We start from the raw sequence: 22,721 nt of genomic DNA, 5'->3' as shown, positions 1-22,721 counted from the left end.
CACATGCTTGAGCCTAAGTGCCGGCTACCTTTTGAACGCCGGGCGGCGACCAGCTGCCGTTAATGATCGATGGCGACTTCTCGTTCGGCCAGTACATCCGCAACATCAACACGAACTTGCCGGCTGGCGCCGGCAGCCAGTTCGATTCCTTGTCAGTTCCAGGCGATTCTTTCTGAATGTAAATATCCGTGGAACCGTCTGCATTGGGCTTGAGGCTTTGCCGGGCACTGATCGAGTAGCGGTTGATCGGATTCGCCACGAAGAAATAGTTCTCGTCGTACATTGTGAGGGACCAGAAGCCGCCAACCGGCGGAAGTTGTCCCTTGGGAAAACGCAGGACATACCTGTTGCTTCCGACGTAAGCCTTACCATCGGCCCCTTTCTGAGACGTCGGATAGCAGGCGTCCTGAATGCGATTGGCACCGAGACCAATTGCCGTGACGAAGGCGCGATTGAGATACTCGGTGCCGTAGATGCCGGTTTCCGTGTCGAACATCCAGCCATTGACGTTCTTGACCGCCTTGTTGGCCTTGAACTGCAGCATGATCCGGTCGAAGGCGACCTGCGGAATGCGCTTGGCAAATGCGGCGTCGAGCTTGCTGGCATCGAAATCTTTGCCGGGAACCAGGCCGATCCCCGCGAATTTCGCCATTTCCGCTGCATCAGCCGGGGCGGGTGGATTGCGCTTCATCAACTGAGCAAGAAGCGTGAAATAGGCAACAGCGTCCATGCGGTTCACCTGATCGCGCACCGCCGTCTTCATGTCGATGGAAGGATCGACCTTGCCCGCTGGCGGCGCGAACATCTTGCCATAGGAGCTCAACGGCACGAGCTTGAACTCATCCTGCGCAGCATGAACGGCCGCATAGTCTTCGGGTGTGCCCGTGCAATAGATGCGCCCCAGAATCCAGACGATGCTGGTCGGCGACTTGTACTCCTTGACGCCTGCCGGAAGCGTCCCCTTCCATCCGGGGCCCGTGATTGCGTACGTCTGAGCCTTGGTGCCCGTGGTTCGTTTTCCGGGGACCTGGAAGACGTTCGTCCATCCATCAAGCATCGGAAACAGGAAATAACGGTCCTTCATGTCGGGCATGCTCAGGACCCACGGCTCGTCTCCGACATCGAGCCATGCCGTGGTGTAGAGTGTGTCGGCATTCGGAGCTGTGACATCCCGGAAGCTGGCATCGGGATAGGAGCGGAGCTTGATGAATTGCCCCATCGGACCTCGTGTGCCCTCGACCGCGGAGACGTTCGTGATCACCCGGCGGGTCACCTCCATCGTCACCAGCGGATAGCCATAGACATAGGCATCGGTGGCGAGCCAGAAGTCTTCACCGCCCTCGATCGCACGAAGTAGCGGACCTTCAAAGTCGGCGCGGCTCGAAGATAGCGCGAGAGTGGAAAGCGCGGTGCTCAAAGCAGCGGTCATAAGACGGCGGCGTGTGAAATGCATGAGCTTGCTCCGGTGTTTTGACTATAGATACGGCATGAGAGAGTCAGACCTGAGGTCTTCGAGCGAACTTTCATTCGTTGTAGGCGCACGCTGACCTGGCGCGTAACTGCACGCTTGTAGTGAAGGCCTGCGAAACATGTCGCGCGTTGATGCAAGTCAACGGCGCTGCTCGTCGCGTCTCCGCGTGCGTGCGGAGTGTCGTGATTTTCCGATGGTTCGTTTGCGCTAGGTCAACTTCTGCGGCGTCTGGGCAGATAACATCATCACGACGCATTTCGTCTCTGGTCAAGGGAGAGTAAAATGCTACTTGCGCTGTTTGCCACCGCTTTGTCAGCAAGTGTGCCCGTGACACCTGTTTCCGACCGCGTTCCTTCATTGAATGTCGAGGCGCTTTGCAAGGCGACAGCCGACACTGACAAGGCGATGAACCTTGCCGAGCCTCAAAGCGCAGCCAATTGCATGCGGGACGAGACCGCTGCCAAGCAACAGCTTGATTCCATTTGGCAGGCCACGTCCGTTGCACTCCGCAATCGGTGCGAGGGCGAGGCCACGGCCGGCGGCTTCCAGAGCTATGTCGACCTTCTCACCTGCATCGAGATGGCCGACACGGCAAGTGCGTTGTCGCCGACGAGTCCTCTGAAGGGAGCGAGCAGGAACCGCAACAAGCAATAAAGACGCCCGACCCTTCAATGTCGCCACTGGCGGTGTTTTAACACGAAATTCCTGTGGGGTGCGCCAGCGTACGACGACGTTCCTGACCTGCGCTAGAGTTGTTTGATCTGGTGCTCGTCGGATCGCGCATTTTGCAACAGTCGAAGACTACGTTCAGGTCCCGCCGCCGCAAGCCTATTTCGAACCCCATCGCACCGCGTTGGATGAACTCGCCTCGGCGAGCTTGGCCAGCTTGTAGGTTTTGATGTGGGGGCGAACGGCCAGACCTGCTCGGTCAAATGACCTTGTGCGCGGGCGATGTTCCGCAGTGCGACGGCGAGATCGATCACCCACCGCCGAGTGTCAACTTCAGCTTCCACCGTGTGCGCCCAAAGCAGTTGACAAAGATCAAGGCATGACCATTGATAAGGCAATCTGCTGTAGCGGCTATGTGTCTGCTATAATGGACATAGAGGTGTGACATATGGCAATGAATGTGAAGGCAGTAGTGCTGGGTCTCATGGCGACCGCGTCCGTCGCCCTTCTCCCGAACGGCGCGATGGCGGCCAAGCTCGACGACGTGCTGGCACGCGGCAAGCTCGTGGTGGGCACCGGCTCGACCAACGCGCCCTGGCACTTCAAGGACGCGTCCGATACCCTTCAGGGCTTCGACATCGACATGGCCAAGATCATCGCCAAGGCACTGTTCGGCGACGCGAAGAAGGTCGAGTTCGTCAACCAGTCGTCTGACGCGCGCATCCCCAACATCACCACCGGCAAGGTCGATATGACCTGCCAATTCATGACCGTGACCGGCGAGCGCGCCCAGCAGGTCAACTTCACGATCCCGTACTACCGCGAGGGCGTTGGCCTGTTGCTAAGGGAAGGCGGCCAGTACGCCGACTATGCCGCACTGAAGGCGGCCGGCTCGTCCGCGACCATCGCCGTTCTTCAGAACGTCTATGCCAAGGAACTCGTCCACAAGGCGCTTCCCGAGGCGAGCGTCGACCAATACGAATCGCAGGACCTGCTCTACCAGGCGCTCCAGTCGGGCCGCGCGGACGCCGCCGCCACCGACCAGTCGTCCATCGCCTGGTACGTCACGCAGAACCCCGGCCAGTACAAGGATGCCGGTTACGGCTGGAGCCCGCAGACCTACGCCTGCGCCGTCGCCAAGGGCGATCAGGACTGGTTGAACTTCGTCAACACCGCTCTGCACGAGGCGATGACGGGCGTCGAGTTCGACACCTATGCGGCCTCCTTCAAGAAGTGGTTCGGCAAGGATCTGCCTCCCCCGGCGATCGGCTTCCCGGTCGAGTTCAAGTAACCGACTGGGCCGGAGGTCCAGGCTCCGCGCCCGCACCGCCCCCACGCCCGAGCGAGTGATCCCGATGGGATACACCCTGAACTTCAACGCCGTCTGGCGGAACTTTGACGACCTCCTCTGGGGTCTGGGCCTCAGTCTCACCCTGGCCTTTGTGGCGATCGGGATCGGCTGCGCCCTCGGCCTGATACTCGCCTTCGGGCGGATCAGCCGATCGCGGCTCCTGTCGGTGCCCTCGGGCGCCTACGTCACCCTGTTCCGCAACCTGCCGCTTCTCGTGATCGTCCTGTTCTCCTTCTTCGCGCTGCCCCAGCTTGGGCTGCGCCTGTCGAAGGGGAACTCGTTCGTGCTGGCGTTGGCCCTGTATTCGGCGGCCTATCTGGCCGAGGTGTTCCGCGGCGGCCTTCTGGGCGTCCCCAAGGGCCTGCGCGAGGCGGGCCTCGCTATCGGCCTGACGGAAGGGCAGATCCGCTGGCACCTGGTCCTGCCGGTGATGTTCCGAGCCGTCTTGCCGGCGCTGGGGAGCACCTTCATCGGCCTGTTCAAGGACACCTCGCTCGCCGCCGCGATCGCGGTGCCCGAGCTGACCTTCGAGGCGCGCAAGATCAACGTCGAGACCTTCCGCGTGATCGAGACGTGGATCGTGGCGAGCGGGCTCTACATCGCGACCTGCTCGATCCTGGCCGCCCTTCTGCGCCGCGCCGAAGTGCGGCTCGCCGTTTCGAGGTAAGGCCGCGTGAACCCTCCTCTCTCCTTCTTCGAGATCGTCTGGCTCGCGCGCTGGCCGTTGCTCTATGGCCTCGGCACCACGGTCGCGATCTCCGCCCTCGCCATTCTGGGCGGCACGGTGCTCGGCACCGGCCTTGGCCTCGCTCTCACCTATGGCAACCGTTCCGTGCGGGGGATCGCCCGCGTCTACACAGACGTGATCCGGGGGACGCCGGTCCTCGTCCTGGTGCTTGCGAGCTTCTACATTCTCGGCACGGTCGGCCTCGACCTGTCCGCCTTCCAAGCTGGCGTCCTTGCGCTCACCCTGTTTTGCGCCTCGCATGTCGGCGAGATCACACGCGGGGCGCTGCAAACCCTGCACAAGGGACAAACGGAGGCCGCCAAGGCGATCGGCTTGACGTTCGGGCAAACCTTTCGCTACGTGCTCGGCCCGCAAGCGTTGCGTCTGGCTCTCCCGCCGCTCATCAACACAGCGGCTGAGATGGTGAAGGCGTCGACGCTTCTCTCGGTCATCGGTGTTGCCGAGCTTCTCCTGCGCACGCAGGAGGGTCATCAGCCGCGCCTTCCACAGCCTCGAGTTCTATCTCCTCGCCGGCTTCCTATACTTCCTCGTCAACTTCGCCATCGAGCGCCTCGGCCGGTACGTCGAGCGCCGCGTGAGCCTCGCGTGAAAGGCGATTCCATGACCGCGAACCTTCTGGAAATCCGGGACCTACGCAAAAGCTACGGTCCGGTCGAGGTGCTCAAGGGCGTCGACTGCGACGTACGGGCGGGCGAGGTGATCTCGATCATCGGCTCGTCGGGCTCCGGCAAGACCACGATTCTGCGCTGCGTCAACATGCTGGAGGAGTTCGATGGCGGCACAATCCGAGTCGACGGCGAGGAGATCGGCTATTCCACCGCCGGCGGCCAGCGCAAGCGCAAGGCCGAGAAGGAGATCGCCCGCCAGCGCGCGCTCACCGGCATGGCCTTCCAGCAGTTCAACCTGTTCCCGCACATGACGGCGCTGGAGAACGTCACGCTCGGCCTGACGCTCGTGCGCAAGATGGGCCGCGAGGAGGCGCGCGCCCTCGGCGAAAAATGGCTCGACCGCGTCGGTCTCCTCCAGCGCAAGGACCACTACCCCGCCAAGCTCTCCGGCGGCCAGCAGCAGCGTGTGGCCATCGCGCGCGCCATAGCCATGAGCCCGCGCCTGATGCTGTTTGATGAGGTGACCTCGGCGCTCGACCCCGAACTCGTGGCGGAGGTCCTGCAGGTGGTGCGCTCGCTCGCCGAGGACGGCATGACCATGCTTCTCGTCACCCACGAAATGCGTTTCGCCTACGAGGTGTCGAGCCGCGTCATCTTCATGAACGGCGGGCGCATCGGCGAGGAGGGGAACCCGCGCGAGATGTTCGCGGCCCCGAAGACCGAGCGCCTCGCCGCATTTCTCCAATCCTCCCGCTTCAACTGACAACTACATACAGCATGACGCTCAAGCTATGGAGCCGGCCTACACATCCGTCGTGTCGCGCGGATTTTCTGAGTTATTTAGGTAGCCCGCTAGCAGTCGCTTTCTAGCTGAGTACCCTCCCGCCCCAGCCACGGACTCGCAAATCCGTGAAATCGCTCGGTAATTCCATGGGGCCGTGTTGAAGCACTCGGTGGTCTGCCACTCCCGCGCTGCGTCGTTATTCGCCTGATGATCCATCGTGATCAGTGCCACGTCGAAAGCAATCCGCCGATGCAGCACGATTTGCGCCTGGCGCCCCGGTTTCGCTCAAATGCCGAAGGTCAGTTGCGGCTCGGCATCGTCTCCGACCTGCAGGGACGACAGCGACACCCCCAGGAGCCTGACGCGCTTCGGCAACGGCATCTCGATTTCGAGCAGGCCGCAGGCGAGGCGCTCCAGCTCGTCCCGGCCTCCGACCGGCGCAGGCACGGACCTGCTGCGCGTGATGATCTCGAAATCGGCGAACTTGATCTTCAAGGTGACGGTGCGGCCGCGGCTGCCTGATGTCTCGCAATGGCGCCAGACCTTGTCGACGAGAGGACTGAGCTTGACGACCAGCGTGTCGAAGTCGTCGAGGTCGGTCGAGAACGTGGTCTCCGCGCCGATGGATTTGCGGATCCGGTTGGCCCGCACCGGCCGTTCGTCGACACCGCGGGAGATCCAGTAGTAATAGGCGCCCGACTTGCCGAAATTCGCGTTCATGAACTCCAGCGTCTGGTTGCGGATGTCGAGACCGGTAAACAGGCCGAGCGCATTCATCTTCGCGCTCGTCGCCGGTCCGATCCCATGGAATTTGCCGACGGGCAGCGTCTCGACGAAGGCGGCTCCCATCTCGGGCGAGATCACGAACTGCCCGTTGGGCTTGCGGTGATCGGAGGCGAGCTTGGCCAGGAACTTGTTGTAGGAGATGCCCGCCGACGCGTTGAGGCCGGTCTCGGCCTTGATCTTCTCGCGGATTCGTAGCGCGATATCGCGAGCGAGGGGAATGCCCTGCAGGTTCTCCGTCACGTCGAGATAGGCCTCGTCGAGGGACAGCGGCTCGATGATCTCGGTGTGCTCGGCGAAAATCGCGCGGATCTGCCGGCTGATCGCCTTGTAGATTTCGAAGCGCGGCTTCACGAAGATCAGGTCGGGACATTGCCGTTTCGCGGTGACCGACGGCATCGCGGAGCGAACGCCGAATTTGCGCGCTTCATAGCTCGCCGCCGCGACCACGCCGCGCTCGGCCGAGCCGCCGACGGCGACCGGCTTGCCGCACAGCTCAGGATGATCGCGTTGTTCCACCGACGCGTAGAAGGCATCCATGTCGATATGGATGATCTTGCGAACGCGCGCTGCCTCGCCTTCCATGATGCCGGATTCTCTCATACGCCAATGATACAATCCGGCCGAGAGAATCGCGAGGTGGCCCGTGCTTCAGCTGTTGGTCCTGGTCCTCGTCGTGGTCGGACTCGGCTGGCTCATCGGCGTCACCAATCTTCCTGGTCCTTGGTATGCGGAACTGGCAAAGCCTTCCTTCGTGCCGCCGAACTGGGCGTTTCCGGTCGCCTGGACCATCCTCTACATCCTGATCGCCGTCGCCGGCTGGAGAACGCTCCGACGCGAGCCCCGAGGGAGAGCCATGGCGTTCTGGATCGCGCAGCTCGTCCTGAACTTCGCCTGGTCTCCTCTCATGTTCACCATGCACCGGATCGGAACTGCGCTCGCGATCCTGTGCGGTCTGTTCGCAGCGATCGTCGCCTATATCGCTCTCGAGCTGTCACGAGACAGGCTGGCGGCCGCACTGTTTGTGCCCTATGCCGCCTGGGTTGCCTTCGCCGGCGTCTTGAATGCCGCGATCTGGAGCCTGAACTGAGGTGCCGGTTTTGCGGCCGCAGTCCTACCCTTCGTATTGATCCGGCCCCATCGCCCAGAATGCCTGATCGTGGCCGTAGGCATAGTTGCGGTTGTTGACCGCAGGATTGCGATTGACCATCGGCCGCATGAACATCGGATGCGTCGCGCTGCGCACCTCGTGCTCGACCGTGAACAGAGGCTTGCCGCTGTCGAGATCGACGATGTCACAGAAGCGGTATTGATATTGATTGTCCTCGCGGGAGATCAGGTCGCGCGCCAGCAGCTTGCGATAGGGGCCGGAGAAATCGGTGATGTACATCTGCACATGGTGGCCGTCGTAATCGGGCTGTGGCCGATCGGTCTCGCGGAACAGGAGATGCTGGTCGCGGCCGGTCTGCACCGCCGCAACCTTGCCGTCACCGTTCCGAAGGGTCGCGGGCATGCCCATGATCTCAGGATAGAAGACGCAGATCGCCTGCGCCGCTCCGGGCGGTACGTCGAACTCGACATAGGGGATGCCGAGCGCGATGCGCCCGAAGCGCGCCGCATCGGGCTCGTGGACGCGGATCCGGTTGCCCCAGGGACAGACTGCTTCGACATAATCGTTATGCTCGGCATACGCGAAGGCTGTGCCTTCGAGCTTGTTTTTGACCGAAGCCAGGCGTGCCAGCAGCGCTTCGCGGCCCTCGATGACGAGCCCGGTATGGCCGCGCAGGACCTGCGGCTTGCCCTGGGGCAGATGAAACTGGCTCCGGCCAGCGTTGACCCACATGTTGGTGTCCGACACCATCAGATAGGGATCGCGCGTCAGCCCGAGTCCGGTGACGTAGAACAGCGTGGCGAGGCGCTGGTCCGGAACGGTGATATTGACGTGCTCGAAATGGATGGCGTTGCCGAGATCTTCTGCGGATCGATCGAATTGTTGCGGCATGGCTGTGCGCTTCTCGCTGGAGGGACTGCTGGCGCCATACTAGAGCAGAATTTCCGCCAGCCGAAACATTTGGCCGATCAGATCTTGTCGGCAGGGCGTGGCGAGTGCTGCCACCTTGCCGTCGCACCAATTCCCTGTAATCTCGACGGAAACAGATAGGGAATGAGGTCGATGGGGGGAGTACTGCAGGGCGTGCGCGTCCTTGATTTCGGGCGCTATATCGCGGGGCCGTATTGCGCGACCTTGCTGGCCGAATTCGGCGCCGAGGTCATTCGCGTCGAAAAGCGCGACGGCAGCGAGGATCGCTTCGTGGCGCCGGTCGGCGAAGGCGGCGAGGGCGCCCTGTTCCTGCAGGTCAACCGCAACAAGAAGTGCATCACGCTCGATCCGATGAAGGCGGAGGGGCAGGAGGTGATGCGCAAGCTTGTGGCGACCGCCGATGTCGTCGTCGCCAATCTGCCGCCGCAGACGCTTCATGCGATGAAGCTCGATTACGACTCGCTGAGAGCGATCAAGCCGGACATCATCCTGACCACCGCCACCGCATTCGGCGGGCCTGGCCCCTGGTCCGATCGCGTCGGCTTCGATGGCGTCGGCCAGGTCATGTCGGGCTCGGTCTACATGACCGGTGCCGGCGACCCGCCTTACCGCGCGGCGGTGAACTGGGTCGATTTCGGCACTGCGCTGCATTGCGCGTTCGGAACGCTCGCGGCCCTGATCGAGCGCGGCAAATCCGGGCGCGGGCAGATCGTCGAGGGCGCGTTGCTGGCGACCGCTTTGTCCTTCACCAATGCGACGCTGATCGAGCAGGCCGTCATCAACGTCAATCGTGTCCCGACCGGCAATCTCGGCCAGACTGCGGCGCCTGCGGATATCTACCGCACGAAGGATGGTTGGGTCTTGTGCCAGGTCACGGGCCATCCGCTCTTCAAGCGCTGGGCCAGGCTGATGGGGGAGGAGGAGCTGTGGTTGAACGATCCGCGCTTTGCCGACGACATCAGCCGCGGCAACAATGGCCCTGTCATCAGCGAGCGGATGGCACGCTGGTGCGCCGAGCGCAGCACGCAGGAGGCGGTCGACACGCTCGGCAAGGCAATGATTCCGACCGGGCCTGTTCTGAGCCCGCAGCAGGCGCTCGATCATCCGCACATCCGCGCCGCGGGCTTCCTCCAGGACGTCGACTATCCCGGTCTGCCGAAACAGGCGCCCGTCGCGCGCGCCGCGGTCCGGCTGTCGGAAACGCCGGGCGAGATCGCATCGCGTCCGCCGACGCTCGGTGAGCACACCGATTCCGTCCTGGCGGAACTCGGCTACGACAAGGCGGCGATCGCAACGCTGCGGCAGAGCGGCATCATCTAGCCGCGCGAGCGGCGCTGCTTGCGCAGCCGCCGATCCCTCTCTGTCCGTCGATCGCCCGATAAAGCCGTGGAACACAGGCGGCCGCTTGCCGTTCCTACACTCGAGGCGCGCGCGCGCGCACACAGGGAGTATCGACATGGCCGACGACCGCTTTGCCGAATTGCTGGGCCGCGCCGCCATGGACGTCTGGGGCGATATGCCGCGCGAGGTTCAGGAGGCGCTGTTCGAGACGGCGATGAAAGGCCGCGCCTCCGAGCGCGAAGCCCTTGCGCGGCTGCTGCATGATCGCCACCCGCGGACGGCCCATCCCGCCAAGCCGGCCTGAGAGGAGCGGACGCGCGTTGACGTTTCAAGCCTGCGTCGAGTGTCGAACATGGAGCTGATGGAAGCCGAGTCTGTCGCCGAGCTTCCCCGCGGGACGCAATGGCAATACGAGCCGAAATGGGATGGCTTCCGTTGCCTGCTGGTCCGTGACGACAGGCGCGTCAGGATGCAGTCGAAGGGTGGTCGCGATCTCGTGCGCTATTTTCCTGAAATCGCATCCGCGGCATCAGCTCTATCCGCCAGCTCGTTCATCCTCGATGGGGAGCTGATCATTGAGCTGGAGGGCGGATACTCGTTCGATGCCTTGCTTCAACGCATCCACCCGGCGGCCAGCCGCGTGAAGCGCCTGGCCGTGGAGACGCCGGCCAGTTTCATGGCTTTCGACCTGCTGCGATCGGAGGACAGGGACCTCACCGGGCTTCCGCTCGACGAGCGACGGTCCGCACTCGAGCAATTCGCGCGGCGCTATTTCAGGGGCAACCGCGTGTTTGCGCTGTCGCCGGCCAGCCGCAGCCTCGCCGGCGCGAAAAAGTGGCTGCAATCCGTCAGGGAAGGTCACGACGGGGTGGTCGCGAAGCGTCTCGATCTCGCCTATCGCGGCGGTGCGCGCGACGGAATGCAGAAGATCAAGCTGATGCGGTCGGCCGATTGCGTGGTCGGCGGCTTCAGGTATGGCGAGAAAAAGCAGGGGAGGCGAAAGGTGATCGGCTCGCTGCTGCTCGGACTCTACGACGACTCCGGACTGCTGCACCACGTCGGCTTCACCTCGGCCATCAAAACGGCCGATCGGCCGGGCTTGACCGAGACGTTCGAGGCCATCGCGAGCGGAAGCAGCTTTACCGGCAAGACGCCCGGCGGTCCGAGCCGATGGTCGACGAAGCGGTCCGCCGAGTGGCAGCCGGTGCGCCCCATTCATGTCGTCGAGGTTTCCTATGACCACGTCAGCGGTGGCCGGTTTCGCCACGGCACGAAAATCGTGCGCTGGCGCCCCGACAAGAAGCCCTCGCAATGCCGCATGGATCAGCTGGCGCAGAAATCAGCGAATGGTGGTGGGCGATGAGAGACAGCACCTCGGAGATCGCTCCGATCAGTGATGCCGTTCACCTCTGCGTCGACATGCAGAATATCTTTGCGCCCGGCGGTCTCTGGGCAACGCCGTGGATGGAGAGGGTGTTGCCGACGATCGTCTCGATCGTGTCCCGCCATCAGATCAGGACCGTCTTCTCGCGCTTCATCACGCCGCAGGATCCCGAAGATCGTCCCGGACAGTGGCAGAGTTATTTTCGGCACTGGCGGCAGGCAACCCGCCGGCAGCTCCCGGCATCCGCGCTCGAACTGGTGCCGGCGCTCGCGCGCTACGTTCCTCCGGCCCGCATGGTCGACAAGCCGGCCTATTCCGCATTCAGCAATCCGGGCCTCTGCAGCCTGCTGATGGAAAAGAACGTCGGCACGGTGGTGATCACCGGTGCGGAGACGGATGTCTGCGTCCTCTCGACGGTGCTGAGCGCCGTCGATCTCGGCTTCAGGGTCGTGATCGTGCAGGACGCGCTATGCAGCTCGTCCGACGTCGGCCACGACGCACTCATGACGATGTACCGCACCCGATTCCACGGTCAGGTCGATCTGGCGACCGCGGAGGAGCTGACGGAGTTTTGGCAGGAATAGAAGGTGCCCGGCCGAGGCCGCGGGGGCGGTTTGGGGTTCCGATGTGAAGTCTGGACACGTGCGTTCGCGCGGCAAATCCCCTATGGATGACGAGGCGCAGCCGAATCGCGATGGATCCGGCGCGCCTTTTGACGCCTGTATGCGACCAGAAACGGATTAACGTGCGGCATTCCAAAAAAGCGCGGCCAGCGGCCAAAGGTGCTCCGAACAAGAGCGCGCTCAAGAAGAATTCGTCAGTCAGGCGTTCGCCGAAGAAGCGCGCGCCGGCCAAGAGCTCGACAGGCAGACGCGCGCCAGGCAAGGCGGCGCCGAAGCAAGGCAAGGCTTCGCAACGCGCCACCATCGCATCGTCATCGCCGCTCGGCATGATGGCCCTGCATCTGCTGGGGCAGTGGAAGGAGTCCGGCCGCAATGGTCTCGTGTTCCTCGCTGAAAGCGAGAACAGGGCGGAGCGGCTCGGCAGCGTCATTCATGCGCTCGACCCGTCCTGCGAAGTTCTGGTGTTTCCGCGGCTGAACACCCTGCCGTTCGATCAATTGGAACCATCGCGCGAGATCGCCGGCCGCAGAGCCTCGGTGCTGCGGCGGCTTGCGAAATCGAAGCATCCAATCTTTCTCGTCTCGACCGCGGAAGCCGTGATGGAGCGCTTGCCGCCGCCCGCGAGCCTGTTGCGGCTGAACACGGCTCTGAAAGTCGGCGGCACCTTCTCCGAGAGCGAGCTTCGCGTTCGTCTCGAAGAACTGGGCTATGACCTCGACGACGAGCCGGATTATCCGGGCGGCGCCCTGTTTCACGGCCAGACCTTCGAGATATTTCCGGCCGGCGCATTGGGTCCGTTCCGGGTGGAGCATTCGGCGCGCACCATCAAGCGGATCGTGGCGTTCGATCCGCAGGAGCACGACATCATCTTCGAGACCAGTGAGCTTCTCGTCGATCCCATGTCGGAACGAACAGCCCTGTCAGGCGCGCGGGCCAGGCGCGCGACGCTGTTCGACTATTGCGGAAAGGCCAAGTGGATCGCGGATGCCGGCGTGTCGGTGCATGCCGATGCCTGGCTGAGCACGATCGAGGAGGCCGCGGGCCGCGCCGACAGGGAGCGCGAATATCTGGGACGCCCTGACTGGAAGCAGGCGACCCGCGGCATGAAGGTGCTGCCGCGCAACGCTCCGTTCCAGCCGACGCCGGAATTCTCAAAACTGTCATCCGCCCGGAAAGCGCTTCGCGCCTTCGTCGAGGATGTCAGGCACGACGGTTCGCGCCTGATCTTCGCCGCGGCGCAGGAGGAGGATTTGCGTGCGATGGAGCGCATGAGCGGCGTGCGGGTGGAGCGCGTCGCGGACTGGGCGGAGGCCGAGGACGCGCGCCATCGCGACGTGGCGCTGCTGGCCGATCTCGACGGCGGCTTCGTCATTCCAGGCAGGAAATCCACGGTCGTTCTGACGGCAACCGACGTGCTCGGCAGCCGTGCGCATCATCCGCAACCGATGGCGCGAAGCTGGAGCGCGGCCTTCGACCATGCCGACGTGCCGGAACCGGGTACAGTGGTGGTGCATCTTCAGCGCGGTCTCGCCGTGCTCGATGGCCTGCAGACGGTGAACACCGGCGGCGGCGCATTGCGCGAGATGGTCAGGCTGTCCTTCGCGGGAGACAACGCGGTCCTGGTGCCGCCGCCCGATCTGGCGCTGATGTGGCCCTATGCGACGGAACTCGGCAAGCTCGCCCTCGACAAGGCGGATGGCAGCACATGGTGGGCCCGCCGCAGCGAGGCTGAGCAGGAGATCCAGGTCGCGGGCAAGGTGCTTGCCAAGCACATCAGCCAGCGCAAGCGGCGGAAGGCGGCAAAGCTGGTGCCGCCTGGCTCGGCCTACGAAAAATTCGTGTCGCGCTTTCCCTATTTCACCACCATCGATCAGGCCAAGGCCATCAACGACGTGCTCGATGATCTGGCATCCGGCCATCCCATGGACCGGGTGATCTGCGGCGACGTCGGCTTCGGCAAGACCGAGGTGGCGCTTCGGGCGGCGGCGGCCGTGGTGCTGTCAGGCAAGCAGGTGGCGATCGCGGTGCCGACCACAGTGCTGGCGCGACAACACGTCGCGACCTTCCGCAAGCGCTTCGCGGCGGTTGATATCGAGGTGGGCAGCCTGTCGCGCGCGACATCGGCTGCGGAGGTCAGGGAGACCAAGGAAGGCTTGCGCAGCGGCCGGATCAAGGTCGTGGTCGGCACGCAGGCGCTGACCTCGAAGGACGTCAAGTTTGACGATCTCGGCCTCGTCATCATCGACGAGGAGCAGCATTTCGGCGCCGCCGAGAAGGCAAAGCTCTCCGGTCTCGCCAAGAATCTCCATACGCTCTGGATGAGCGCCACGCCGATCCCGCGCACGCTCGCCGCGGGCCTTGCCGGGTTCAGGGATCTCAGCGTCATTGCCTCGCCGCCGGTTCACCGTCTTCCGGTCGCGACCAAGATCGCGCCGCTGTCGGATGCCGCCATCGCCTCGGCCTTGCTGCGCGAGCAGCGACGGCATGGGCAGAGTTTCCTGATCTGCCCGCGCATCCAGGATCTGGAGCCGATGCTGGCGCGCGTACAGGCGGTCGCGCCCGATCTCAAGATCGTCTGTCTGCACGGCAAGCTGCCGGCCGACGAGATCGACGAGCGCATGATGACATTCGTCGAAGGCAAGGCCGATGTGCTGCTTGCCACCAACATCGTCGAGAGCGGCCTCGACATCCCGCGCGCCAACACCATCGTGGTGTGCTGGCCGGAAAATTTCGGTCTCGCCCAGCTTCATCAGCTGCGCGGGCGCGTCGGCCGCGGCGGCATCCGCGCCTTCGCTTATCTCCTGACGGAATCGACCTCGGGGCAATCAGAGAAGCGACTCGCCGTGCTGGAGGAGTTCAGCCGGCCCGGCGCGGGCTTCGCCATCAGCGAGCGCGATCTCGACCTCCGCGGCGCGGGCGATCTGTTCTCGGAGCAGCAATCCGGCCACGTCCAGGTGTTCGGCCCCGTGCTCTACAGTCATCTGCTGAAGATGGCCTCGGAGAAGGTCGATGACGGCATGTCCGTGGTGTGGGTGCCCGATCTCAACTTGCCGGTCGCGGACATGCTTCCCGCAAGCTACGTGCAATCCGCGCCCGTACGGCTCGAGCTCTATGCCCGCGCCGCGCGTTGCGCCAGCGAGGACGAGCTCGACGATCTCGAGGAGGAAACCGCCCGCCGCTTCGGGCCATTGCCGCAGGCCGCCCGCGATGTCTTTGCGGCTGCGCGACTGAGGCTGGATTGCAAACGCCGGGGCATCATTCGCCTGGACGTCGGCCAAAGCGCCGTCGCCGCGACGTTCCTGCCGGGACGGCTGCGGAAGTCCAAGGGCAAGTCGCTGCAGCGCGATGGCGATCGCGTCGTCTATCACAGCCCGATGCGGGATGCGCCGTTTGAGCGGGTCGACGAATTGCTGGAGCTTCTCGACGAGTCGTGAGCCAGGGCGTGTAGTCGGCGAGCACCAGACATATTTCGCTCGATGGCTACCGCACCTGCTAAGTTCAGACGGATACACTGGCCGTTCGTACCTGGGAGGCGGACATGCGACGACGGGAGTTCCTTGCTCTTGTAAGCTGCGTGGCAGCAGCTTGCCCCCTTGCCGCGCGTGCTCAGACCGCGAGGATTTATCGCGTTGGGACACTCACTGCGGGCCCCCCAATCTCTGCTGCAGCGGACCGTGGTGAGGTGTTCTTCAACGAACTGGCGAAACGTGGCTACGTGATTGGACGCAATTTGGTCCACGAGGCGCGTGGCGCGTCGGGCAAGCTTGAGCTGGTTCCGCAGCTGATGCAGGAGCTCAAGGCCGCGGGAGTGGACGTTGTTGTCACGATCAGCTATCCGGCAGCATCCGCCGCCAAAGTATCGGGCGTTCCGACGGTCCTGGCGTCCGGCTCCGGCGATCCGGTCAAGACCGGCCTGGTCGAAAGTCTCGCGCATCCGGGCGGGAACGTGACAGGAATAGCGGATGACGCATCGACACTTTCCACCAAACGCCTTTCCTTGCTGACGGCCTTGTTGCCCCGACTTCACCACGTCGCGATGATTTGGAATAAGGATGATCTCGGCATGTCCATGCGTTACGAGACGTCAGCAAAGGCTGCGCAGGGGCTCGGAATTACAGTTCAGCCGCTTGGCGTTCGGGAACCCGATGACTTCAACGAAGCTTTCGAGGCGATGACGCGCGATCCGCCCGACGCCATTTTGATGGTTTCGGATTCACTAACTCTGCTCAATCGCAAGCGAGTGATCGACTATGCTGCCACACACCGGCTGCCGGCGATCTACGAGGCAGAATCGATCGTTCGCGACGGCGGCTTGATGTCCTATGGAGCCGATTCAAGCGAATCCTTCGAACGCGCTGCAGCGATGGTCGCTCGCATTTTCAAGGGTACGACACCGGCCGACCTCCCGGTGGAACAGCCGACACGCTACCAGTTCGTCATCAATCTGAAGACTGCGAAGTCGATAGGGCTCGAAATTCCGTCGACCCTGGCGGCGCTCGCGGACGAAGTCATCGAATAGGCCAGCGACTTCCGTTGATGGCCCGGTTGCGACGCTCAGGGAATGTCCGGTCTCGATCCGGTGTTCGAAGTTGAACATCAGTCGGCCTGCCGCTTGAGGAGTACATGCCCTGGCTCAAAGCGAGCTGCCGCCGCAGATCACGAGCTGCTGCCCGGTGATGGCGGCCGCATCCGCCGAAAGCAGGAAGGCGACGGCAGCCGCGACTTCCTCCGGCCGAATGAAGCGGCCGATCGGTGGCAGCTTTGGTGTGACGTTGGCGCGCGTCGGATCGTGGAGCATCGGCGTTTCGGTCGCTGCGGGCGCAATGACATTCACTGTTATGCCGCGGGGCGCCAGTTCACCTGCCCAGGATCGCGCGAGTGCGACCAGCGCGGCTTTTGTCGCGGCATATTGACCGCGGCCGGCTGCGCCAGCTGCGGTGCGACTGCCGATGAACACGATGCGGCCGCCCTGCGGCAAGCGTGACGCCAGCGCATCGGCGAGGCGTTCGGCCGCGTCGACATGCAGCCGCCACATCGCGGCGCCCGCGTCATGGTCGAGCGATCCGAGCGGGGCGACTTTCAGCATGCCGGCCGCATGAACCAGCGCGGTCGGCGCGAGATCGGCGACGGCGGCTGCAATCGCATCGACATCGGCGAGATCGAGCGACAAGTGCTCGAATGCCGGATGATCGAACGTTACAGCGCGCCGGCTGATACCGGTAACGCGCCAGCCGTCGCGCAGCAGGCGCTCGACGATCGCCGCGCCGATTCCTGAGCTGGCGCCGGTGACGAGCGCGTGCGGCCTCTTGTCCATCGCCTCAGCCCTGCTTCACCCATGCTTCGGTCACCCTCACATGTTTGATCGCGCGGCGATGAAAGGTGAAGGCCATGTGGATCGCGCCATCGGCGGTCTGCTTGACGCTAGGGTAGGACAGCTCGCGATTGGTCTGGTCGCGCGAATTGTTGGTCATGCAATAGCCGTCGCCGGTCTCGACATCGCGCTTGGCCCACGAGCGACCGCCGTCGGTCGAGATCGCCAGCGTCATCGGCGCTCTTGGCGCGCCCCAGAACGCGGTGCGTCCGTCCGCGTTGCCGCCGTCGCCGGCGAGCACGGGCGGAAGATCGTCCTCGATTTCGTCATAGAGCGAGAGCCGGCGGCCGGTCGCATCCTTGGCGCTGGAATCGTTGAAGACCAGCGCGAGATGGCCGTTGTCGAGCCGGGTCAGCTGGATCGAGGAGTTGTTGTTGGGCAGTGCGGTCGCTTCGGGCGCCGACCAGCTGCGGCCGTGATCGGTGGAGCGGCTTTGATAGATGTTGTCCGCCCAGCGGCTGCGATACATCGCCAGCAGCGAGCCGTCGTCGAGGCGCGCGATGCTCATATGCACGCAGCCGCGGCTGCCCGGCACCTCGATGTCGCGCCAGGTGGCGCCCGCATCGGAAGAGATCTTCACCGCGCTGGTGTCCCCGTCGCCGTTCCATTTCCGGCCCGGCGTGCTGTGGCAATAGAATACGGGCAACAGCCAGTCGCCATTGTCGAGCACGACGATCGGCTGGCGGATGAAGGTGCCGCGGCCGCGATATTCAGGGAACAGCGTCTCGATCGGGCTCCAGCTCTTGCCGTCGTCGTGCGAGAGGCGGCGGCGGATGATGGCGGTATCCTGGTTGCCGGCCAGCTGCGCCGTCCACATCAGCCACAGCGTGCCGCCGGGAGCAGGGAACAGCACGGGGTTCTGCTCCGAGCGGCCGGGATCATCGGACAGCTTTTCCGCCGCTGACCACTCTGTCGCCCCGCGGGGCAACCGCGAGAAATACACCGAGATGTCGGACATGCCCTCCTGCGTGCCGCCGAACCAGACGCAGGCGAGATCGCCATTGGCGAGCGGCATCAGATTGGCGGCGTGGTTCTGCACGCAGGGCGAGGGAATGAAAGCGTCGAACCTGTCAGGGTCGCCGGTGGCCTGACGCACGGCGCCGTCGGCGGCGATCTCGAGGTCGGCCATCATGTCGAAGTCCTTTCGACGAATGCATTTGGTTGCGCGGCCTGCGGCATGGCGGGGGCCTGGCCCATCGCCACGCGCTCGATCGCCATCACCAGCAGCGGGGTCGCGGCGGCGATGTACATGTTGTCGATGCCGAAGGGGTTGCCGAGCAGGTACCAGACCGTGGTCGAGATTGCGGCGCCGATCAGGCCCGCGGTGGCGCCGCGATTGCTGGCGAACAGCGGCAGATAGAAGCCCATCATCGCCACCATCGTGACCGACAGGCGCAGCGCGCGCGTGAAGAACGACAGTTTCAGGATCTCCGGAATGAAGAACACGAAGAGCAGCGGCGCGATCGCGATCAGAACCGAGAACACACGCGTCATCTTCAGCTCGCGCTCCGGCGTCGGCTGCCAATAGGGCACGTAGAAGTCGCGTACCACCAGCGAGGCGATCGCGAGCGCGACGGTACAGACGCTGACGAAGATCGAGGCGACCAGCGACGTCGTCACGAAGGCGGAGGCCAGCGGCGGCATCTTTTCCAAAAACACCGGCAGCGCGTAGAGGCTGTTCATGTCAGGGTAGAGATATTTTGCGGCGACGCCGATCAGCGCGAGCAGGAAGCCGAGCGGCAGGCAGAACGCCGCCGCGTAATAGGTCGCCCTGCGGGCCTCATCGGCGCTCGGGGTCGAGGAGATCGCCTGCACGATGAATTGCGTCGAGAAGATCGCGCCGACGGTGCCGAACGTCCAGGCGAAGATGGTGGTGAAGCCGATCTTGCCGTCCCAGCTGAAATAATAGGCGGGCAGCTTGGCCTGCATCGGCGCGATGCCGCCGGTGAGCGACATCGCGACCGCGAAGATGATGATGACGCCGACGACCTTGAAGGCACTGTGCAGGATCGTCACCCAGGCGACGCCCTTCAACCCGCCAAACACGTAATAGAAGGTCGAGACCACGGCGATGACGCACATCGCGACCGGCAGGCTGACATGCAGCGCGGTGGCGATCGCAGCCGCGCCGCTGACGTAATTGCCGACATTCACCAGCAGCAGCGCGTAGATCATGATCACGGAGACGGTGAGCATGGTCGACCTGCCGTATTTCTGCGCGATCGCAGCCGAGATGGTGTATTCGCCGGAATTGTAGAGCTTCTTCACCATCAGGAGGCCGAACAGCAGGAAGCCGATCGAGGCGCCGAGCACGGCCCATCCGGCCGCCATGCCTGACTGGAACGCTTCCTGTGCCGTGCCCACGGTCGATTTGGCGCCGACGAATTCGCTCATCATCAGCACGCCGACGACGACGGCGGGCATCGCGCGCGACGCGGTCATGAACTGATCGCTGGTTCGGCTGCGCAGCTTCAGCGTGAGCCAGGACGTGAAGGCGATGTAGGCTACGATCATCGTGACGATGAGCGTGCTTTCGCCGTTGAGCAGGGCTTGCATCTCCAACGTTTCCTCTGGTGGCGCGGGACGCGGTGTCGAGGCCCGCTTTCGCCCGGCGTGCAAAATGTTCGGAATGCGAACAATTGTTGTTGGAGTTCATTAAACCCGGCCGCGGGCGGTGCGTCAAGCGCACGCGTCCGCGCCCGCGGGGCGGCGACCCGGCGGACGGTCATCTCCTCCTGATATTGATGAGGTTCCAGCGAGGCGGATGTTACGTCGTGCCGACGTGAGCCGGCTCAGTGCCCGAGGCGGCGGCCGATGGCCGCCGCAACCGCATGGCCGCGCCGCCGCGCGGCGGCGGATCGTCGTCATCGAGCTTGCGCAGTGCAGCGAGGATGTCCGTCAGTCGGATCGGATGGCCCATGCCGGGGATCTCGCGTAGCGCGGGCTGGGATTCGACGGCGTACATATCCGAAGCCCAGGACGACAGGATGATCCGTTTTTCCGGCGTTGAAAGACCGGCGTCGTCGAGAACGGCGCTCGCAGAGGCATAGTGTGCTGCGGGATGGAATAGCGGCTTGAAACCGGTCACGTTCGCTTTGGCATTCATTGGCGCTTTGGCATTCATCGGTCGTCTCCCTCACCACTCCTTTCGAAAAGGGATGCCGTCACCGGCGGACGGCGAGCCGCGCCGTCCGCCATGCTGGTCCGTAATGGCAGAGCTTTCGACGCTCAGGCCGCCTTCTGCTGGTCAATCTGCGGCGGCGTGCTCGCGATCTGGATGCGGCGCGGCTTCATGGCCTCTGGAATCTCGCGCAGGAGATCGATGACCAGGAGACCGTCCTGGAAAGCGGCTTGCTTGACCTGAACGTAGTCGGCGAGATTGAACACACGACGGAACGGCCGCGCCGCGATACCCTGGTACAGATATTCGCCGGAGGCTGACTCGGGCTTCTTGCCCTCGATGGTCAGCGTGTTCTGTTCGGCAGTCACCGTGATGTCGTTGGCGCCAAAGCCTGCCACGGCAAGTGTGATCCGGTACTGGTCTTCGCCGAAGCGCTCGATGTTGTAGGGGGGATAGTTCTCTTCGCCGGCCTGACGCAACGTGCTGTCCACGAGGTCGGCAAGATGGTCGAAGCCGATGGTGGAGCGCCAGAGGGGCGCGAAGTCAAAGGTGGTCCTCATACCAAGTCCTCCTAGGAGCAAGATGGTTAAGAAGGAGCGCAAGACGGGGTTCAGACCGAATCCGGCGGACCCCGGCCCGGCGCCCGCACCGGACCCCTGGCGGGCATCCGGCACACCGCTCTCGCGGCGAAAAACGACTTAGAGCGACGGAAGAGCCTTGCAAGAGGGGGCAGTAAAAAAAATTGAGAGGCGGCTTGGGAACCCGAACGAGCGATGTGAGAGAATCTTGACAGCACAAGAGGCGCGAATATTTTTTTGCGCCGGAAGTCTGCCCTTCCACCCCGGACAATCGAAAAGGATTTTGAAAGACCGTCAGGAGCGACGACGATGCTCGATCTGGAATTGGCCCGCATTCGCACGCACCGAAACAACATCTCCCGCTATCGACGCCTGCTGAAGACGAAGCTGTCGGAGCTTGAACGTCAATTCATCGAGCGGCGCCTTGCCGAGGAGCAGGCCGCCCTCCAAGCTCTCGCTGCCGAGGCTCTTCCCGCCGCATTTACACTACCGAGAGACTCGGCGGGCCCCGCCCTTCGGGGAGCCGAACGATGAACGACTTACGCAATCTCCTGGTCCGCACCGGCGTGAGCACGCGCCGCTCTAATTCGCCGACAGCGCCGTCTTGGCGACCTCCGCCATCCAGCTCGATGCGACCGGGAGGATCGCGTCGTTGAAATCGTAGCGCGGGCCATGTAGTTCGGCGCCGTCGCGCAGGGGCCCGTTGCCGATCCACACGAACGCGCCGGGCCGGTGCTGGAGATAGAACGCAAAATCCTCGGCGGCCATGCTGGGTGCGAGATCGCGCCTGACCGGTGCCCGCACCTTCTCAGCGGCCATGCGCGCGAGGCCCGCTTCCTCCGTCGAATTGACCGTGGCGCCGACGCCCATGACGATATCAGGGGTGACCTTGACGTCGAAGCTCGTGGCGATGCCGGCGCAGATCTCGCCGATCCGCGCCAGGATGACGTCCTTCACGTCGTTGCGATGATGCCGCAGCGTGCCGCGGATCACGACCTTGCCCGCGATTTGATTGGGCGCGGTGCCGCCCTCGATCGTGCACAGCGAAAGCACGGCGGTGTCGAGCGGATCGACGCTGCGCGACACGATCCCCTGCATCGCCACGATCAGATGGCCGGCCGCCACCACCGGATCACGCGTCAGATGCGGCATGCCGGCATGTCCCGCATGGCCCTCGATGGTGATGGTGACGCGTCCGCCTGACGCCATCACCACGCCGTCGTGGACCGCGATGGTGCCGGCCTCCAATCCGGGCCAGTTGTGGAAGCCGAACACGCGATCCATCGGGAAGCGCTCGAACAGCCCGGCAGCGACCAGCGCGCGCGAGCCGCCAAAACCTTCCTCGGCCGGCTGGAAGATGAAATCGACGGTGCCGCTCCAGTCCGTGTCCGCCGCCAGCAGCGCGGCCGCACCCAGCAGCGAGGCGGTGTGCCCGTCATGCCCGCAGGCATGCATCACGCCCGGATTTTTCGAGGCGTAGGCCAGCCCAGTATGCTCGGTGATGGGCAGTGCATCCATGTCGGCACGCAAGCCGACGCGCCCTTGCGCCGATCCGCGCGTCAGCGTCGCGACCACGCCGTGGCCGCCGATATTGGCCTCGAAGGGAATGCCGAACTCGGTGAGCCGCTCCTGCACGAAGGCCGCGGTCGCTTTTTCCTGCAAGGACAGTTCGGGGCAGGCATGCAGATGCCGGCGCCACGTGGTCAGTGTCTGGTGCAACTCTGGGGTCAAGGCAGGAATCTCTCGCATGATGACGGCCGTCACCACTCTAGCCGATTATCCGCGTGCCGCATCAAGTGCCTCGGAATGCCTCGCGTGCATCGGCAGGTTCGATGATTGCTGGGCAGA

The 22,721-nt window shown here is 63.9% G+C and carries 21 protein-coding genes and 2 pseudogenes; 14 read left to right on the top strand and 9 right to left on the bottom strand.

Features of this window, described 5'->3' with window-relative positions:
• Positions 1 to 13 precede the first annotated feature (13 nt).
• On the bottom strand, positions 14 to 1,453 hold the full coding sequence (locus ACVWZ4_RS01750) for a DUF1254 domain-containing protein (protein WP_456739723.1): 1,440 nt from the start codon (positions 1,451 to 1,453) through the stop codon (positions 14 to 16).
• Positions 1,454 to 1,753: 300 nt separating this feature from the next.
• On the opposite strand from ACVWZ4_RS01750, the gene ACVWZ4_RS01745 reads away from it, so the two are divergent.
• The 6 genes and pseudogenes from ACVWZ4_RS01745 to ACVWZ4_RS01720 all read left to right on the top strand — a co-directional run bounded on the left by ACVWZ4_RS01745 (position 1,754) and on the right by ACVWZ4_RS01720 (position 5,610).
• On the top strand, positions 1,754 to 2,125 hold the full coding sequence (locus ACVWZ4_RS01745; protein WP_456702308.1) for a hypothetical protein: 372 nt from the start codon (positions 1,754 to 1,756) through the stop codon (positions 2,123 to 2,125).
• Between the two features lie 124 nt (positions 2,126 to 2,249).
• Positions 2,250 to 2,348, top strand: a pseudogene (locus ACVWZ4_RS01740) (antirestriction protein ArdC); the annotation flags it as partial.
• 276 nt (positions 2,349 to 2,624) lie between these two features.
• Positions 2,625 to 3,431 carry a transporter substrate-binding domain-containing protein gene (locus ACVWZ4_RS01735; protein WP_456738323.1) on the top strand — a complete coding sequence of 269 codons (807 nt, stop codon included), beginning with the start codon at positions 2,625 to 2,627 and terminating at the stop codon, positions 3,429 to 3,431.
• Positions 3,432 to 3,495: 64 nt separating this feature from the next.
• Positions 3,496 to 4,158 (top strand): amino acid ABC transporter permease, encoded by a 663-nt coding sequence (locus tag ACVWZ4_RS01730; RefSeq protein ID WP_456702309.1) that lies wholly within the window; start codon positions 3,496 to 3,498, stop codon positions 4,156 to 4,158.
• Positions 4,159 to 4,164: 6 nt separating this feature from the next.
• Positions 4,165 to 4,828, top strand: a pseudogene (locus ACVWZ4_RS01725) (amino acid ABC transporter permease).
• Positions 4,829 to 4,839: 11 nt separating this feature from the next.
• Positions 4,840 to 5,610, top strand: a complete 771-nt coding sequence (locus tag ACVWZ4_RS01720; protein WP_456702311.1) for an amino acid ABC transporter ATP-binding protein — start codon at positions 4,840 to 4,842, stop codon at positions 5,608 to 5,610.
• A 306-nt stretch (positions 5,611 to 5,916) separates the two neighbouring features.
• On the opposite strand, the gene dinB is transcribed toward ACVWZ4_RS01720, so the two are convergent.
• Positions 5,917 to 7,017, bottom strand: a complete 1,101-nt coding sequence (dinB, locus tag ACVWZ4_RS01715) for a DNA polymerase IV (RefSeq protein ID WP_456739722.1) — start codon at positions 7,015 to 7,017, stop codon at positions 5,917 to 5,919.
• A gap of 43 nt (positions 7,018 to 7,060) precedes the next feature.
• On the opposite strand from dinB, the gene ACVWZ4_RS01710 reads away from it, so the two are divergent.
• The gene (locus ACVWZ4_RS01710; protein WP_456739721.1) at positions 7,061 to 7,504 is read left to right on the top strand and encodes a TspO/MBR family protein; all 444 of its coding nucleotides are present in this window, start codon (positions 7,061 to 7,063) and stop codon (positions 7,502 to 7,504) included.
• 24 nt (positions 7,505 to 7,528) lie between these two features.
• On the opposite strand, the gene ACVWZ4_RS01705 is transcribed toward ACVWZ4_RS01710, so the two are convergent.
• Positions 7,529 to 8,416: a VOC family protein gene (locus ACVWZ4_RS01705; protein WP_456702314.1), complete on the bottom strand. Its 888-nt coding sequence runs from the start codon at positions 8,414 to 8,416 to the stop codon at positions 7,529 to 7,531.
• 171 nt (positions 8,417 to 8,587) lie between these two features.
• On the opposite strand from ACVWZ4_RS01705, the gene ACVWZ4_RS01700 reads away from it, so the two are divergent.
• The 6 genes from ACVWZ4_RS01700 (at position 8,588) to ACVWZ4_RS01675 (ending at position 16,322) form a co-directional block, all read left to right on the top strand.
• Complete coding sequence (locus ACVWZ4_RS01700; protein WP_456702315.1) at positions 8,588 to 9,775, top strand: CaiB/BaiF CoA transferase family protein; 1,188 nt, start codon at positions 8,588 to 8,590, stop codon at positions 9,773 to 9,775.
• 136 nt (positions 9,776 to 9,911) lie between these two features.
• Complete coding sequence (locus tag ACVWZ4_RS01695) at positions 9,912 to 10,100, top strand: hypothetical protein (protein ID WP_456702316.1); 189 nt, start codon at positions 9,912 to 9,914, stop codon at positions 10,098 to 10,100.
• Positions 10,101 to 10,148: 48 nt separating this feature from the next.
• Positions 10,149 to 11,159 (top strand): ATP-dependent DNA ligase, encoded by a 1,011-nt coding sequence (locus ACVWZ4_RS01690; protein ID WP_456737991.1) that lies wholly within the window; start codon positions 10,149 to 10,151, stop codon positions 11,157 to 11,159.
• Positions 11,156 to 11,764 (top strand): cysteine hydrolase family protein, encoded by a 609-nt coding sequence (locus ACVWZ4_RS01685; protein ID WP_456702318.1) that lies wholly within the window; start codon positions 11,156 to 11,158, stop codon positions 11,762 to 11,764. The genes ACVWZ4_RS01690 and ACVWZ4_RS01685 overlap by 4 nt, the downstream gene beginning before the upstream one ends.
• Positions 11,765 to 12,129: 365 nt before the next feature.
• Positions 12,130 to 15,237, top strand: a complete 3,108-nt coding sequence (locus ACVWZ4_RS01680; RefSeq protein ID WP_456742175.1) for a DEAD/DEAH box helicase — start codon at positions 12,130 to 12,132, stop codon at positions 15,235 to 15,237.
• 248 nt (positions 15,238 to 15,485) lie between these two features.
• On the top strand, positions 15,486 to 16,322 hold the full coding sequence (locus ACVWZ4_RS01675; RefSeq protein ID WP_456739720.1) for an ABC transporter substrate-binding protein: 837 nt from the start codon (positions 15,486 to 15,488) through the stop codon (positions 16,320 to 16,322).
• Positions 16,323 to 16,436: 114 nt separating this feature from the next.
• On the opposite strand, the gene ACVWZ4_RS01670 is transcribed toward ACVWZ4_RS01675, so the two are convergent.
• From ACVWZ4_RS01670 to ACVWZ4_RS01650, 5 genes are all read right to left on the bottom strand, one after another.
• Positions 16,437 to 17,117 carry an SDR family NAD(P)-dependent oxidoreductase gene (locus ACVWZ4_RS01670; RefSeq protein WP_456739719.1) on the bottom strand — a complete coding sequence of 227 codons (681 nt, stop codon included), beginning with the start codon at positions 17,115 to 17,117 and terminating at the stop codon, positions 16,437 to 16,439.
• Between the two features lie 4 nt (positions 17,118 to 17,121).
• A complete protein-coding gene (locus tag ACVWZ4_RS01665; RefSeq protein WP_456739718.1) occupies positions 17,122 to 18,306 on the bottom strand; it encodes a sialidase family protein in 1,185 nt (394 codons plus the stop codon).
• Positions 18,303 to 19,730, bottom strand: coding sequence for a sodium:solute symporter family protein (locus tag ACVWZ4_RS01660; RefSeq protein WP_456739717.1), 1,428 nt, complete (start codon positions 19,728 to 19,730; stop codon positions 18,303 to 18,305). Before ACVWZ4_RS01660 ends, ACVWZ4_RS01665 begins: the two co-directional genes overlap by 4 nt.
• Positions 19,731 to 19,941: 211 nt before the next feature.
• On the bottom strand, positions 19,942 to 20,298 hold the full coding sequence (locus tag ACVWZ4_RS01655; protein WP_456739716.1) for a hypothetical protein: 357 nt from the start codon (positions 20,296 to 20,298) through the stop codon (positions 19,942 to 19,944).
• 104 nt (positions 20,299 to 20,402) lie between these two features.
• Positions 20,403 to 20,855, bottom strand: a complete 453-nt coding sequence (locus ACVWZ4_RS01650; protein WP_456702324.1) for an Hsp20 family protein — start codon at positions 20,853 to 20,855, stop codon at positions 20,403 to 20,405.
• A 327-nt stretch (positions 20,856 to 21,182) separates the two neighbouring features.
• On the opposite strand from ACVWZ4_RS01650, the gene ACVWZ4_RS01645 reads away from it, so the two are divergent.
• A complete protein-coding gene (locus ACVWZ4_RS01645) occupies positions 21,183 to 21,407 on the top strand; it encodes a hypothetical protein (RefSeq protein WP_456737994.1) in 225 nt (74 codons plus the stop codon).
• Positions 21,408 to 21,455: 48 nt separating this feature from the next.
• Here the strand turns inward: ACVWZ4_RS01645 and ACVWZ4_RS01640 are convergent, their stop codons facing one another.
• Entirely contained in the window at positions 21,456 to 22,604 is a 1,149-nt protein-coding gene (locus tag ACVWZ4_RS01640; protein WP_456702326.1) for an amidohydrolase, read from the bottom strand.
• Between the last annotated feature and the right edge of the window lie 117 nt (positions 22,605 to 22,721).

The organism is Bradyrhizobium sp. USDA 4472 (genome assembly GCF_054058595.1).
Note: the sequence above shows the minus strand (reverse complement) of the source record. Positions and strands in the feature narration are given on the sequence as shown.

Excerpts from the sequence above, each read along its gene's own strand:
- dinB (WP_456739722.1), bottom strand. The coding sequence starts at position 7,017 with ATGAGAGAATCCGGCATCATGGAAGGCGAGGCAGCGCGCGTTCGCAAG.
- ACVWZ4_RS01680 (WP_456742175.1), top strand. The coding sequence starts at position 12,130 with ATGATGGCCCTGCATCTGCTGGGGCAGTGGAAGGAGTCCGGCCGCAAT.
- ACVWZ4_RS01670 (WP_456739719.1), bottom strand. The coding sequence starts at position 17,117 with ATGGACAAGAGGCCGCACGCGCTCGTCACCGGCGCCAGCTCAGGAATC.
- ACVWZ4_RS01650 (WP_456702324.1), bottom strand. The coding sequence starts at position 20,855 with ATGAGGACCACCTTTGACTTCGCGCCCCTCTGGCGCTCCACCATCGGC.
- ACVWZ4_RS01665 (WP_456739718.1), bottom strand. The coding sequence starts at position 18,306 with ATGATGGCCGACCTCGAGATCGCCGCCGACGGCGCCGTGCGTCAGGCC.
- ACVWZ4_RS01660 (WP_456739717.1), bottom strand. The coding sequence starts at position 19,730 with ATGCAAGCCCTGCTCAACGGCGAAAGCACGCTCATCGTCACGATGATC.
- ACVWZ4_RS01690 (WP_456737991.1), top strand. The coding sequence starts at position 10,149 with ATGGAGCTGATGGAAGCCGAGTCTGTCGCCGAGCTTCCCCGCGGGACG.
- ACVWZ4_RS01705 (WP_456702314.1), bottom strand. The coding sequence starts at position 8,416 with ATGCCGCAACAATTCGATCGATCCGCAGAAGATCTCGGCAACGCCATC.
- ACVWZ4_RS01645 (WP_456737994.1), top strand. The coding sequence starts at position 21,183 with ATGCTCGATCTGGAATTGGCCCGCATTCGCACGCACCGAAACAACATC.
- ACVWZ4_RS01655 (WP_456739716.1), bottom strand. The coding sequence starts at position 20,298 with ATGAATGCCAAAGCGCCAATGAATGCCAAAGCGAACGTGACCGGTTTC.
- ACVWZ4_RS01685 (WP_456702318.1), top strand. The coding sequence starts at position 11,156 with ATGAGAGACAGCACCTCGGAGATCGCTCCGATCAGTGATGCCGTTCAC.
- ACVWZ4_RS01735 (WP_456738323.1), top strand. The coding sequence starts at position 2,625 with ATGGCGACCGCGTCCGTCGCCCTTCTCCCGAACGGCGCGATGGCGGCC.
- ACVWZ4_RS01750 (WP_456739723.1), bottom strand. The coding sequence starts at position 1,453 with ATGCATTTCACACGCCGCCGTCTTATGACCGCTGCTTTGAGCACCGCG.
- ACVWZ4_RS01695 (WP_456702316.1), top strand. The coding sequence starts at position 9,912 with ATGGCCGACGACCGCTTTGCCGAATTGCTGGGCCGCGCCGCCATGGAC.
- ACVWZ4_RS01745 (WP_456702308.1), top strand. The coding sequence starts at position 1,754 with ATGCTACTTGCGCTGTTTGCCACCGCTTTGTCAGCAAGTGTGCCCGTG.
- ACVWZ4_RS01700 (WP_456702315.1), top strand. The coding sequence starts at position 8,588 with ATGGGGGGAGTACTGCAGGGCGTGCGCGTCCTTGATTTCGGGCGCTAT.
- ACVWZ4_RS01730 (WP_456702309.1), top strand. The coding sequence starts at position 3,496 with ATGGGATACACCCTGAACTTCAACGCCGTCTGGCGGAACTTTGACGAC.
- ACVWZ4_RS01720 (WP_456702311.1), top strand. The coding sequence starts at position 4,840 with ATGACCGCGAACCTTCTGGAAATCCGGGACCTACGCAAAAGCTACGGT.